The organism is Methylobacterium sp. Leaf117, assembly GCF_001422985.1.
Taxonomy (GTDB): Bacteria; Pseudomonadota; Alphaproteobacteria; order Rhizobiales; family Beijerinckiaceae; genus Methylobacterium.
The window spans coordinates 585,762-598,071 of sequence record NZ_LMNL01000001.1 but is presented as its reverse complement, the minus strand read 5'-3'; the positions used below and the strand labels follow the sequence as shown (position 1 = coordinate 598,071).

Annotated in this window: 12 protein-coding genes and 1 tRNA gene; 6 read left to right on the top strand and 7 right to left on the bottom strand. The window is 64.9% G+C overall.

Translation table 11 applies throughout. From position 1 onward, the window contains the following. Window positions 1–20: 20 nt before the first annotated feature. A complete protein-coding gene (locus ASF57_RS02680) occupies window positions 21–398 on the top strand; it encodes a rod-binding protein (RefSeq protein WP_056186259.1) in 378 nt (125 codons plus the stop codon). After that, window positions 382–870, top strand: a complete 489-nt coding sequence (locus tag ASF57_RS02675) for a hypothetical protein (protein WP_056186609.1) — start codon at window positions 382–384, stop codon at window positions 868–870. The genes ASF57_RS02680 and ASF57_RS02675 overlap by 17 nt, the downstream gene beginning before the upstream one ends. Window positions 871–909: 39 nt before the next feature. Here the strand turns inward: ASF57_RS02675 and ASF57_RS02670 are convergent, their stop codons facing one another. From ASF57_RS02670 to ASF57_RS02655, 4 genes are all read right to left on the bottom strand, one after another. Beyond that, entirely contained in the window at window positions 910–1,248 is a 339-nt protein-coding gene (locus ASF57_RS02670) for a hypothetical protein (RefSeq protein WP_056186262.1), read from the bottom strand. Window positions 1,249–1,383: 135 nt separating this feature from the next. Continuing rightward, window positions 1,384–3,207: a hypothetical protein gene (locus tag ASF57_RS02665; protein ID WP_056186264.1), complete on the bottom strand. Its 1,824-nt coding sequence runs from the start codon at window positions 3,205–3,207 to the stop codon at window positions 1,384–1,386. Window positions 3,208–3,278: 71 nt separating this feature from the next. Beyond that, window positions 3,279–5,156: a flagellar hook-associated protein FlgK gene (gene flgK, locus ASF57_RS02660; protein ID WP_056479637.1), complete on the bottom strand. Its 1,878-nt coding sequence runs from the start codon at window positions 5,154–5,156 to the stop codon at window positions 3,279–3,281. 46 nt (window positions 5,157–5,202) lie between these two features. Further along, window positions 5,203–6,594, bottom strand: coding sequence for a flagellar hook-basal body complex protein (locus tag ASF57_RS02655; protein ID WP_056186271.1), 1,392 nt, complete (start codon window positions 6,592–6,594; stop codon window positions 5,203–5,205). A gap of 252 nt (window positions 6,595–6,846) precedes the next feature. On the opposite strand from ASF57_RS02655, the gene ASF57_RS02650 reads away from it, so the two are divergent. Together ASF57_RS02650 and ASF57_RS02645 are read left to right on the top strand one after the other, a co-directional pair. Continuing rightward, window positions 6,847–7,314, top strand: coding sequence for a BLUF domain-containing protein (locus ASF57_RS02650; RefSeq protein ID WP_056186274.1), 468 nt, complete (start codon window positions 6,847–6,849; stop codon window positions 7,312–7,314). A 55-nt stretch (window positions 7,315–7,369) separates the two neighbouring features. Then, on the top strand, window positions 7,370–7,822 hold the full coding sequence (locus ASF57_RS02645; RefSeq protein ID WP_056186277.1) for a response regulator: 453 nt from the start codon (window positions 7,370–7,372) through the stop codon (window positions 7,820–7,822). 35 nt (window positions 7,823–7,857) lie between these two features. On the opposite strand, the gene ASF57_RS02640 is transcribed toward ASF57_RS02645, so the two are convergent. The 3 genes from ASF57_RS02640 to ASF57_RS02630 form a co-directional block, all read right to left on the bottom strand. Further along, window positions 7,858–8,649, bottom strand: coding sequence for a DUF2189 domain-containing protein (locus tag ASF57_RS02640; RefSeq protein WP_056186279.1), 792 nt, complete (start codon window positions 8,647–8,649; stop codon window positions 7,858–7,860). Between the two features lie 188 nt (window positions 8,650–8,837). Beyond that, window positions 8,838–10,457: a peptide chain release factor 3 gene (locus tag ASF57_RS02635; RefSeq protein ID WP_056479634.1), complete on the bottom strand. Its 1,620-nt coding sequence runs from the start codon at window positions 10,455–10,457 to the stop codon at window positions 8,838–8,840. A gap of 102 nt (window positions 10,458–10,559) precedes the next feature. Beyond that, window positions 10,560–11,312 carry an SDR family oxidoreductase gene (locus ASF57_RS02630; RefSeq protein WP_056479631.1) on the bottom strand — a complete coding sequence of 251 codons (753 nt, stop codon included), beginning with the start codon at window positions 11,310–11,312 and terminating at the stop codon, window positions 10,560–10,562. Between the two features lie 99 nt (window positions 11,313–11,411). Between ASF57_RS02630 and ASF57_RS02625 the strand changes: the two genes are divergently transcribed. Further along, window positions 11,412–11,486, top strand: a tRNA-Gln gene (locus tag ASF57_RS02625). A gap of 446 nt (window positions 11,487–11,932) precedes the next feature. Next, entirely contained in the window at window positions 11,933–12,220 is a 288-nt protein-coding gene (locus ASF57_RS02620; RefSeq protein WP_056479626.1) for a hypothetical protein, read from the top strand. Window positions 12,221–12,310: the final 90 nt, after the last annotated feature.

Below are 12,310 nucleotides of genomic sequence, written 5' to 3'. Positions count from 1 at the left end.
CCGACCCGAGAGGTAATCCCATGCTGTTCGCGCCCCTCGCCGCCAGCGCCGCCCTTGGGGTCGGCAAGGCCATCGTCGGAGACATCGCCAAGACCGTCCAAAGTGCGGTCGGCTCGGGCACCGCCACGGCCGCCAAAACCGCCGCTGAGGCCAAGGCGAAGAAGGCTTCGACGGATTTCGAATCGATGTTTCTCGAGCAGTCCCTCGACCGCCTGTCGCAATCCGAAGGCACCGATGGCCCGCTCGGCGAGAACGGCACCGGCGGTGGCGTGTACCGTTCGATGCTGACCAAGGAATATGCCGGCCAGATCGTGAAGAGCGGCGGCGTCGGCATCGCCGATCAGGTGTTTCGTGAGATGATGAAGATGCAGGAGGGTGGCGGTGCAAAGGTCAGCTGAGACACAAACGCCTCGCATCGCAGACCGCGCCGGCGCTCAGGCGCTGGTCACCGGCGTGTTGGCGAGCCTCGAAGCGCTGGAAGCCGTGCTGGCCCGGGAAAGCGATCACATCCGGGTCGGTCGAATGCGTGAGGGACTTGCGGATATGGATCGCAAATCCGCCCTGGCGGCGGCCTACTTCCAGGGGCTCGAGGCGATCAAGGCCAATGCCATCGTGCTCGCCCGTTTCGCACCGGAGGACATCGAAACCCTGAAGGCGGCGCATCTTCGCTTTGCTCAGGCGCTGGAGACCAATCAGGCGGTCCTCGCCACGGCGCGGGGCGTCTCCGAAGGCCTGGTAAAGACCCTGGTGGACGAGATCGACCGGGCTCGAACCCCCACGGTCTACGGCCGCCCCTCGCAGGCGCCCTCCCCCTATGGACGCAGCGGCGGCGCCCGCAGCCAGCCCCTGGTCCTATCGCGCAGCCTCTGACGACGGACCAAGGAACGCGATCGACGGCCGGGTGGCGCGTCAGGGCCGCCCGTGGCCCATCCGCACGAAGGCGCGCACCGGCCCGAACTCGGATTCACTGCGGGTGTCGATCGAGAGCTGCCCCGCGGTGACGGGCGCAGTGCCGTGACTGCCGATATCCAGGGCGCCGACCGCCCGGCCGCTCAGGCGAATGCAGGTCGGCGAGCCCGGAACGCGCACGAAGCCGGGACCCTGCTTCGGGCAGGGCTGGCGGGTCTCCCGCTGCCGCAGGTCCGGATGCGGTTTCGGTCGCTCCCCCGGCTGCGCCGACGCGGCAAGGTCTCCGCCGAAAAGCGCGGCGAGGCCGATCGCCGATGCGGCACGCATCGCAGAGGTCATGCCGGGTCTCCCGTCCTTGAACCGAAATCCGGGATAAGCCATCCCACCTTCCCGGCCAAGTTCGGCGGCCGGAAGCTGCTGCTTCGACAGCCGGAAGCTGCTGCTTCGTCAGCCGAAAGCCGCTGCGCGAGCGCGTCAGCTGAGATAGTTCACGAGGTTCAGTTTCGAAAGCATCGAGGTGACCTGATAGCTCGCCTGAAGTTGCGTCTGGAGTTGCAGCAGCTGGGCGGTCACCTCCTGGGCCGAGATGTTTTCCACGCCGTCGAGCGAGCCCTCCAGGGTGGCGCGATTGGTCCGGTTGTCGGCCTTGGTGTTCGAGAGTGTGTTGGCGGCAAGCCCCATATCGCTCGCAATGCCGGGAACACCGCCCCCTTTGCGCGAGTCTGTGACCAGGAGGGCTCTGGCGCTGTCGGCGAGTGCGCTGAAGCGCTGTGCGTCCGGCGTCCCGCTGACGGCGGTCGTTCCCGGATCAGCCGCGATGATCGCAAGACCCGAGAGCACGGCACGGATCGGCGCTTCGTTGGCCTGGGTGCCGATGTTCAGGATTCGATTGGCGCCGATCTGAGCGGTGGCCGTGGCGCGCGGATCGGGAGACGTATCGTCGCCCTTATACCAGATCACCGTCTTGGTGCTCGCCTGCTCGGTGTAACCTGTGGCCTGACCGTTGGCGAACGTGATGCGCCGTGGAGCGAAGCCCGGCGATTGCGATCCGGCAAAAAAATCCTGCGCCGCCCGCGATGCCGAACTGGCCGCGAGACTGGTCGAGGCAGACCCCTTCAGGGCATTGGTCACGGCGTTCGACAGGCTCTTGGCGATGGTCTCCCGGTCGCCCTCGAGGGAGAACTCCGTCGTGGAGGCGGCATCGGCGGTGGCCCTGGCGGTGAGGGTCAAGGTCTGGGTCGTGCCGTCGCGCAGGCCGACGCTGACGGTCACGGTGTCGCCCGCAAGGGGCGTCCCTATCAGGCCCAGGGTCAGAGACGCGGGCGTGCCCCCGCTATAGGTCGAGGTGATTCCGACCCGATCCGGCCCCTGGATTCCAGCGACGGTGGCTTTGCCAAAATTCTTCTCGCGATCCGCTCCGAACCGCTGGTTCAATACGGCCTCGGCAACATCCGGACGCAGCGCTGTCGGATCATCGTCGGTGGCTGCAGCCTTGATTGCATAATCAACGAAGGTCTGGGTGCCGTCGGGTTGATCCAGGGTCACCCGAATGCGGTCCCCCTCTTGCGGAGCCGCCGCGAACTTGAAACTGACGTTGGACGGTGCGCCGCCACCGGTCGCACTCGGCTCGATCGCGGCCGGGTTGGAACTCGTTGCGCCGAGCAGTCGAAACCCGAAATTGGCGCGCATCTCCATGCCGGCCGCGCCGATGCCGTCTTCCGAGAGGCTGACGGTCGCGCCGTTCGCCGCGGTCGTGATCCGGCCGGAACCCGTTCCGAGATCGGCTGCCTTCTGTTCCGCGATCAGAGTCTTCAGTCCGTCAAGGTTCCGGGCGACATCTCCGTTCAGGATGGTATCGGCAGTGGCCACCGGCGGTGCATCGGTCGCGCGCCCGCCGAACAAGTATTGGCCGCCCATGTCGATGTTCAGGGCATCGATCGCGGCGTCCAGGCTGTTGCGGGCGATCTGCGGCGTGTTGTCGATGGTCGAGCCGTTGCTGGCGGCGAGCGAACGCTGAAGATTGGTACCGAGATTGTTGATCTGGGTGATGCTCAGGTTGGCCAGGGTAACGCGCGTGGTCGCGCCCGTGATGGCTGCATCGTACCCATCAAGGGCGCTCAGGGCCGCATGCGCGCTGAGGCTGGTGGTGCGACCCGTCCCAAGGCCACCATACGTCGTGGCTGTCTTGCCGCTGGCGAGCTGGTTGGTCAGCGTATCGAGGCGACCCTTCAGGCCGACAAGATTGGCCGTGTTGCGGTCGCCGAGATAGGTGCTGGCGTTGAACGGAGCGATGCTCATCGGTTCCTCGGGAGAATGCGTGACCTCGGTCGGGCTTTGCGTTGGGAAGGCCTGAACACCGCGGACTCGTCCTAGATCCGCAGCAGGGTGTCGAGAAGGTCGCGGGCGGCCGTGAGCACGCGCGCGTTGGCACTGTAGGCAGTCTGGAGCTGCACGAGCTTCGACATCTCCTCGTCGATGCTCACCCCCGACACCGATGCGACCCGGGCCTGCGCCGTCGCCAGCGCGATTCCCTGGCCCTCGTCGAGGCTCTGCGCGGAAGCGGCGCCGGCGCCCTGCGTGTCGATGATGCGCTGGGCGAAATCCTGGACGCTGGATGTGTAGGGCGCGTCGACGCCCCCGATGCCGCTCGCCGCCGCGAAGGTCCGGCTCGAGCCGATGAGCGCTCCGTAGAGGTATTGCGGGCGCGTCGCGTCTGACGCCAGGGTGTTGGACGCCGTGTTGACGAGTTGGGCGGTGTTGGTGGCCACGGCCTGGTTGGCGGTGATCCGCTGGGCAAAGCCGGTCAGTTGCGATCCGCCCTCGAAGGAGCCGGTATAGAGCGTCCCCTTGCCTCTGCTGTCGAGGAAGAGCGGGATCTGTGGCTTGCCGGTCTGGAAGTCCGTTGGATTCGCGGCCTGAGTTACGCTGGCGCTGATGCCGAGAAGCGTCGGAGCACCGGCGGCCGGGTTGCTGGCGATGCGCAAGCTGCCGGCGGCGGCGCCCGGCTGGTTACTGACATTGAATTCGGAGCCGAGGGCAGCCTGCAGGGCGGCGCGAAGATCCGTTGTCGGATTGGTCAGCCTGATCATGCTGATCTTGGCGTTCGGATCGCTGAGATCCGCGCGATTGACGCTCGGTGGGGTCGCCGAGCTGTAGGGGATCAGCACACGATTATACGAGACGCCCATCGCGTCCTTGAGGCTGACCGTGATCGCATTTCCCGAGCTGAGGCCGGCGAGATCGATGTCCAGCGCATTCGCCGTTCCATCCAAGGGCACGGTGCCGACGGCGGCTCGGTCGGACATGGAGCGGGACAGCCCGGCGGCGAGTTCATCGAGCTGCCGCTGGGCTTGGGGCAGAATCGAGTCGCGCAACTCGATGGCTGCCGCGAGTGAGCCCGAGCGAATGGCCTGCGAGGCGATGAGGTCGACGCGAGAGCCGCCGGGGGTCGTGGCGGTGATGGTGCCAACGCCTCGCGTCTCTGAATCCTGCGTATAGGCGGAATCCGGATCCAGGGCGCCTCGGCCGTCGAAGCTCAAGGTCGCCGCCGCGCCGCGATCGACCAGGGTCATTCCGGACGTGGTGATCACCGTCACCGTGCCGTCGCGCTGATCCACCGTCTGCACGTCGAGAAAGGCGGACAATCCGTTGATGGCCTGGTCGCGCTGGTCAAGCAGGCTGGCACGGGCGCCCTCGTCGGAGGCGCTGGTAATCTGCGTGTTGAGGGTCGCGATCGAGGACAGGTAATCGTTGGCCTTGGCCGTGTCGCTGCCGACCTGGCTTTCGGTGGCCGAGCGCAGATCCTGTACACCCTGCGCGATGGTGCCGATGGTGGAGGCGAGGTTCGCGGCCCTGGAAACCACGGTGGCACGGGCCGGTGCGGAGGTCGGATCGTTGGTCAACGATTGCAGGGACAGCGCGAAGTCGTTGACGACGCCATCGAGCGCGGTCGACGATCCCGGCATCCCGTAGAGCTGGTCGAGGGACGTGCGAACCGTCGAGAGGAAGCCCGTATAGGCGGACCCAGAGGTTTCCATCCGCAACTGTTTGAGGGACGCCGCATCGAAGGCGCGGCCGAGCGTTCCGATGGAGACGCCGGAATTGCCGATGCCCTGCGCCACGGACGTGAGGGTACGCTTGGAGTATCCAACGGTGCCGACGTTCGCGATGTTCTGCGAGACCACGCCAATGGCGGCCTGGGTCGCCTTCAGGCCGGCCGAGGCGGTGTTGATCGCATTAAAGCTCACGAGGCTTCTCCCTTGCCTGTCGGTTCACGTCCGGTCGCGGGTGTCCTCAGCGAATGATGTTGATCAGCGCGGATATCATGTCCTGCGCCGTCGAGATGACCTTCGTGTTGGCAGAGTACGCCTGTTGGGTTACGATCATCTTCGAGAATTCACTCGCAATGTCGGTGTTGGATTGCTCGACATTGCCGCCGATGATCGAGGTGGTACCGAGGCCGACCAGCGGCGTGCCGGAATCGAGAGTCTGCTGATAGGTGCCGTTTGACGTCGCCTTGAGGCCATCCGAATTGATGAACTGCACCACCTTGATGTTCGCCAGAGCGACCGTGTTGCCGTTGCTGTAAGAACCGGCGATCTTGCCGTCCTTGGTGATGCTGAGGTTGTTCAGGGTGCCCGATGTAGAGCCGTCCTGGGTCAGCGCATTCGTGGTGACGGTGCCGCCGGAGGAGGTGTAGCCAGTCAGGCCCCCGGTGCCGTAGGAAAGCTGAATGTTCCCTAGATTAACGCCATCCACCGTGAGGGCGGGGATCGTCACCGAACTGGCCGCGGGCGCAGTCAATTGGCCACTGCTGTTGAACTGGAAAGCCGTTCCGGCGTTCGTCCAGGTACTATTAGTGCTCAGGACCGTGCTCTGATTGGCGTAGAACAGGTTCCAGACATCATTCGTCCCCGCCGCCGCATTGCCGTTCTGAACCTTTGCCCAACGGGTCGTGAGGGTGACGGGGGCCCCCCCTGCAGTGTAGGCGGTGAGGACAGGACCCGAAATGCTGCCGTTGATGAAACTAGTCGCGTCGGCCGCCGACACGGTTGCGGTGCCGGTCCCGGACAGGATGGCGGGGTTGGCCCCCGAGGCCAGGGTGCCGAGAAGCTCGGTGCCGGGCTGACTCGCATTGGCCTTGGCGGTCGCGGGCGTCTTCGGCAGGTTGGCCGAATAAGTGATGGTGGAGGTCGGCTGTGCCGGTAGAATCGTGTTCGCGACCTGGATCGGACCCTCTGCGGTCGCCTGCCCGGTGACCGGATCGAGGCTGCTTCCCTTCAGGTAGGAGCCGGCCCCGTTGACGAGATAGCCGTCTTTATCCAGGGCAAAGTCCCCGCGCCTTGTATAGGTATCGCCGGTCACGAAGCTGGATTGACCGTTGGCGTCGCCGGATTTGGTCGTGACCGCGAAGAAGCCTTCGCCGTTGAGCGCCATGTTGGTTCCGATGTCGGTGGCGTTCAGGCCGCCCTGCACCGTGGTGGTCTGCCGCGAATTTGCGGAGACGGATCCGGCGACCTGCCGACTCGGGGACTGCTGTTCCGCGACGAGATCGACGAAGCTCGTATCGACCCGCTTGAAGCCGGTGGTCTGCGAGTTCGCGATATTCCCGGAAATGTTCTCCAGCGAGAAGGACTGAGCCTTCAGGCCGGAGACGGCCGTCTGCATCGCGGAGAAGACATCCATGACCGAAAACCTTGTGTGACGATCGCTTCGCCGGCGCAGAGCGGCACGGACCGGATCTCGTCCAGCAATCCACGTGCCAAGCGTAAGGTATTGTCAGTAATGGTTTTTCTGCAGGGATGACCCGGCAGGAACGGCCGGGAGACGGCCGGATCGGCAGCTTTTGCCGAGGCGCTTTGGTCGAAGGTTCTTGTTTACGCGACGTTATCGCCGAATCCGCTAGTGTCCCGGAATCGAAGGCGGTGGATCGCTATCATGAGAGCCAAACGGTCGACCCTCGTCCATCTGATCTACTTCTCGCGATTGAACCTCGCGGCGGATGCGCCCACGCGGACCCGGCAGATCGGCGAGATCACGCGGCAGGCGCAGAAGAAGAACGAATTCTCGGTGATCACCAGTTTCCTGATCATCGAGCAGAATTTCGCGGCCCAGATCATCGAAGGCGAGCGTACGTCGGTGAGCGATACCTTCGCGCGGATCAGCAGCGATTCCCGCCACCGCGATGTTCAGATCGTCGAATGGCGCGAGATCGTGAAACGGGAATTCGTGAACTCCTTCACCACTGGCATACGGGGTCCGACGAATGACGCGCTGTTTCAGAAGGCCGCCCTTCTCCCCATGTTCCAGCGCGGAACCCCGAAGAGCACCGCAATCCACGCCCTGGCGGCGACCCTGCAGGCTGAGTCAATGACGAAGCAGGGCATCGACCATCTGTTCGTCTAATGCCGACGCGGCTCAGTCCGACATCGGGGTCCTGTCCTCAAACCCGTGATATTCCATGAGCGATACGCCCGCGATCCTCATCGTCGACGATCAGGAGAAGTTGCTTAAGCTGATCATCCTCTTGATGAACCGGCTCGGCTTCCCGGATGTCGAGGGTGTGACCGACGCCGTCACGGCTCTGGAGCGAATGCGTGAGCGTCGCTACTCCCTCGTGATTTCCGACCTCGACATGGAGCCGATGGACGGGCTCTCGTTTCTGCGTGAGATCCGGGCCGACGACGCCCTGATGAACACCCCCTTCCTCCTCACCGAAGCGTCCTTCGATTTCGAGGACATCAACCTCGCGCACCAAGCCGGTGCGGACGCCTTCATCCTCAAGCCCTTCGACATGTCGGTGCTGAAGACCAAGCTCAAGCAGGTCATCAACCGCAAGCCGCGTCGGCGTGAAGCGCCGCTCGCCGCGGAATCGGCTCTGAACATCGATTTCCCGATGCTGGGTAAGTTCTGAATTCGGCCCCGACGGGTACGGATTGCGCCGTCTCCTCAGGCGGGCACCACCCGCCGATAGAGGTGCCATGTCGCGTGCCCGAGGATTGGCATGACCACCGCGAGCCCGACGAAGAGCGGCAGAGATCCGAGCACCAGAAGACCGACCACGATGAAGCCCCAGGCTGTCAGGATGCGGGGATTCCTGCGGAAAGCGGCCAGCGAGGTTTCGATCGCCGTCGCAAGATCGATGTTCCGATCGACGAGCATCGGCACCGAAACCACGCTGATCGCCAGCACGACGAGAGAGAAGGCGAATCCGGTGAGGTTCCCGACGATGATCAGCGCCCAACCGCGCGGCGTCAGGAAGACATCTCGGGCGAAGTCCAGCAGCGAGGCTGGCTCTGCATCGCCGTACAGCGCCCAGTAGAGTCCCTGGGCCGCCACCAGCCAACTCACGAAAATCGCAGTCAGCAACATGCCCATGCCGGCGAGCGCGCCGGCTGCCGGCCGTGTGAGATTGGCAAACGCCAGGGCCCACTCGGTGGACAGCCCCTGCTCACGTCGGCGGCTTAGTTCGTAGAGCCCGATGGCCGCGAAGGGTCCGATCAGGGCGAAGCCTGCGGCCAGGGGGAACACCAGCGGCAGGATCTCCAGCCCGAAGGCGACGGTCGCCAGGACGACCCCCACCAAGGGGTAAATCAACCCGATGAACAGTGCATGGGTGGGCATCGCCAGGAAATCATCGACGCCGCGTCGCAAAGCCATGGACAGATCATGGCCATCGATCGTGTTCACGGCTGGCCGCGCCATCGCATGGCCGAAATCGTCGACAGGAAGAGTCGTCATCGCTCAAGCCCTCTCGCAGGGGTGAAGCTCACGACGTCGAGGCCCAAGCCTTTCCGCGTCTGCTCGTGCGTGAAGGCGCCGAGAGCGAAGACCCGGAAGGGTATCCGATTTGTGAAAACCTGTCTCCACCCAGATCATGCAGGAGAAACAATTTCGCAGCACTTGTCATGGTCCGCGAAAGCTTGACCTTAGGCTGCCCGCTTCTGATAATCCTTGATGTCGCTGAAGCGAATGTCCGGCGCGCGCTCCTCCTCGTAGCGCAGGGAGAAGGCCGTGGTCGCCATGAAGACCGGAGCGCCGTCGAGATCGCTCGCCATGGCGGACCCGTGGCTGCCGATGAACTTGTCGAGCGTTGGCTCTGTCTCGGCGGTGATCCAGCGGCAGATCGAGAAGCGTGTCGGTTCGTAGTCGATCGGCAGGCCGTACTCGGCCTGGAGCCGCTCCTTCAGCACGTCGAGCTGCAGGGCGCCGACGACCCCGACGATGGCCTGGGAGCCGTCATGCGGTCGGAAGACCTGAACGACGCCCTCCTCGCCCATCTGCTGGAGAGCTTCCTTCAGCTTCTTGGCCTTCATGGCATCGGTCAGCTTGATCCGGCGCAGGATCTCCGGCGCGAAGCTCGGCACGCCGCGGAACACGATCTCCTCGCCTTCCGTCAGGGTATCGCCGATTCGCAGCGTTCCGTGGTTGGGGATGCCGACGACATCGCCCGCGAAGGCCTCGTCGGCGATGGCCCGGTCCTGGGCGAAGAAGAATTGCGGGGCGGAGAGCGACATCGGCTTGCCGGTGCGCACCAGCTTCGCCTTCATGCCCCGGTTCAGGCGGCCCGAGCACACGCGCATGAAGGCGATCCGGTCGCGATGGTTCGGATCCATGTTCGCCTGGATCTTGAAGACGAAGCCGGTCATCTTCGGTTCGGTCGGCTCCACGAGGCGCTTGTCGGCATCCTGCCCGCGTGGCGGCGGCGCGAAGCGAGCAAGCCCGTCGATGAGATCGCGTACGCCGAAGTTCCGAAGGGCCGAGCCGAAGAACACCGGCGTCAGATGGCCCTCGCGGAACGCCGCCAGATCGAATCGCTTCAGTCCGGTTTCGGCAAGCTCCGCCTCTTCGCGCCAGGTCGCGGCCTCGCCGTTCTCCGTCAACAGCTGGTCGAACAGCGGATCGTCAACGCCCGTCACCGCCACGGTGCCGGCGTCGTCGGCCGCGTCCAGGCGGCGGACCCGACCGTTGCCCAGGTCGTAGGTGCCGGCGAAGCTGCGTCCGCGGCCGATCGGCCAGGTCACCGGTGCCACGTCGAGCGCCAGCACCTTCTCGATCTCGTCAAGAAGCTCGAACGGGTCCCGCGCTTCCCGGTCGAGCTTGTTGATGAAGGTGACGATCGGGATATCGCGCAGCCGGCAGACCTCGAACAGTTTGCGCGTGCGCGCCTCGATGCCCTTCGCGGCGTCGATGACCATCACGGCGGAGTCGACCGCCGTCAGGGTGCGATAGGTGTCCTCCGAGAAGTCTTCGTGGCCTGGAGTGTCGAGGAGATTGAAGACGCAGTCGCCGTACTCGAAGGTCATCACCGAGGTGACCACGGAGATGCCGCGCTCCTTCTCGATGCCCATCCAGTCCGAGCGGGTCGACACGCGGTTGCGCTTCGCCTTGACCTCGCCGGCGAGCTGGATCGCGCCGCCGAACAGCAGCAGCTTTTCGGTGAGCGTGGTCTTGCCGGCATCCGGGTGCGAGATGATCGCGAAGGTGCGGCGCCGGGCCACCGGATCGGCCTTCGTCTCCGGAGCTTTGGTCTCGGTCTGCATCAGCATGGCGGGCAATAATTTCCGGGTCCGCGCGCGGCGTCGCTGCGTTCGCGACGTCTAAGCGAAGAAGGGCTGTTCTGTAGGCGTTTCGAGCGCGATGCGCAAAACTCAGCCGCGCCCGAGATAGGGCATGTTGGTGGCGACCACGGTAAGGAACGGGACGTTGGCGGAAAGCGGAAGCCCGGCCATGTATACCACCGCGTCGGCCACGTGCCGGGCATCCATGACCGGCTCCGCGCGAATGCTTCCATCCGCCTGCCGTGCACCGAGGGCGATGCCAGCCGTCATCTCCGTCTCGGCATTGCCGATATCGATCTGCCCGCAGGCGATGTCGTACGGGCGCCCGTCCAGGGCGGTCGCCTTGGTCAGGCCGGTGATCGCGTGCTTGGTGGCCGCATAGGGCGCCGAATGGGGGCGCGGCACCTGTGCGGCGATCGAGCCATTGTTGATGATGCGCCCGCCCCGTGGTGCCTGCGCCTTCATCATCCGGAACGCCGCCTGCGTGCACAGGAAGGCTCCGGTGAGGTTCACGTCCACCGACCGCCGCCAATCGTCGAGGGTGACCGCGTCGATGGCCGCCCCCGGGGTGAACACGCCCGCGTTGTTGAACAGCAGGTCGAGGCGACCGAACCGTGCGGACACCCGCGCAAACAGCTGCGCCACGGAAGCCGCATCAGCCACATCGGTCTCAACAGCTTTGGCGGAGACCCCGCACGTCTCAGCCAAGCCGGCAACCTCCTCCAAGGGGGCGCGGCGGCGGCCGGCCAAGACCAAATGAAACCCGGCTTCCGCGAGGCCCAGGGCTACCACCCGTCCGATTCCTGAGCCGGCTCCCGTCACGATCGCGATCCGCCCGCCCATGCTCCGACCCTCCGCTAAGCGACGAACGACCATAAAGCGCCTTCCCTCCCTGTTGCCAGCACCCGGCACTGCGTCTAGACACACCTCCGCCGAGCGCGATGGGGCGTCGCCAAGTGGTAAGGCAGCGGTTTTTGGTACCGCCATTCCCAGGTTCGAATCCTGGCGCCCCAGCCAATGTTTCAGGAAGCGGCTCTGGTCCTCGTCCGAAGCTTGGCCTGCTGGCCCAAGCTCCGGTTGACGGGGCGATCGGCGGCACTGTTCGGATCGGCTCGTTCCCGGCCGCGTCTCGCTGATCGACGAGGAAGACGCGCTTTGGCGCACTTCGGCGCGGGAAGTATCTTGGTTGCGGACGATCTTGTCCACGAACGATCTTGGCCGCGCCGGAGCGGAACATCGCGTCTTGCTGGCCATGGTCACTCTGAGGCTCGAGCTTCATCCCGCGCACGCGTTCCGGCACTCCATGCGCACAGGAGGCTGGCCGCTTCGGTACCGCGGTCCACGATGTCACCGGCATCGAGCGGCTGAACTTCAGCGACGGTACGATCAACAAATCCTCAGGCCCTCCCCTCGTGGATGACCTGTTCTGCTTCGCCATGAACCGCGATGTCTGATAGGCGCAGGTGGATCCGGGTCAGCATTACGCCGAGTTCGGCTGGCGCGAAGGGCGCGATCCCAACCCGCTGTATTCGACCTCCGGCTATCTCACCGCGAATCCGGACGTGGCCGCCGCTGGTACCAATACCCTCGCTCACTACGATCGGTTCGGCTGGAAGGAGGGGCGCAATCCCTCGGCTCTCTTCAACACGAAGGCCTATCTTGCCGCGAACCCGGATGTGGCGGCAGCGGGAGTCGATCCGCTCGCACAGTATCTCCAATTTGGCATCGCCGAGCATCGCGACCTCGCTTGACGAAGACCGCGGCCGATACTTGTGTGCCAAGGCGTTCCGATCGCGTTCCGCGACCGACTCTGGGAGACACAGGAAGCCTGACAGGCAACC

Bases quoted from the DNA above. Each gene is read 5' to 3' on its own strand.
- ASF57_RS02680 (WP_056186259.1), top strand. From the start codon at position 21: ATGCTGTTCGCGCCCCTCGCCGCCAGCGCCGCCCTTGGGGTCGGCAAG.
- ASF57_RS02665 (WP_056186264.1), bottom strand. From the start codon at position 3,207: ATGAGCATCGCTCCGTTCAACGCCAGCACCTATCTCGGCGACCGCAAC.
- ASF57_RS02635 (WP_056479634.1), bottom strand. From the start codon at position 10,457: ATGCTGATGCAGACCGAGACCAAAGCTCCGGAGACGAAGGCCGATCCG.
- ASF57_RS02650 (WP_056186274.1), top strand. From the start codon at position 6,847: ATGAGAGCCAAACGGTCGACCCTCGTCCATCTGATCTACTTCTCGCGA.
- ASF57_RS02655 (WP_056186271.1), bottom strand. From the start codon at position 6,594: ATGGATGTCTTCTCCGCGATGCAGACGGCCGTCTCCGGCCTGAAGGCT.
- ASF57_RS02670 (WP_056186262.1), bottom strand. From the start codon at position 1,248: ATGACCTCTGCGATGCGTGCCGCATCGGCGATCGGCCTCGCCGCGCTT.
- ASF57_RS02640 (WP_056186279.1), bottom strand. From the start codon at position 8,649: ATGACGACTCTTCCTGTCGACGATTTCGGCCATGCGATGGCGCGGCCA.
- ASF57_RS02645 (WP_056186277.1), top strand. From the start codon at position 7,370: ATGAGCGATACGCCCGCGATCCTCATCGTCGACGATCAGGAGAAGTTG.
- ASF57_RS02630 (WP_056479631.1), bottom strand. From the start codon at position 11,312: ATGGGCGGGCGGATCGCGATCGTGACGGGAGCCGGCTCAGGAATCGGA.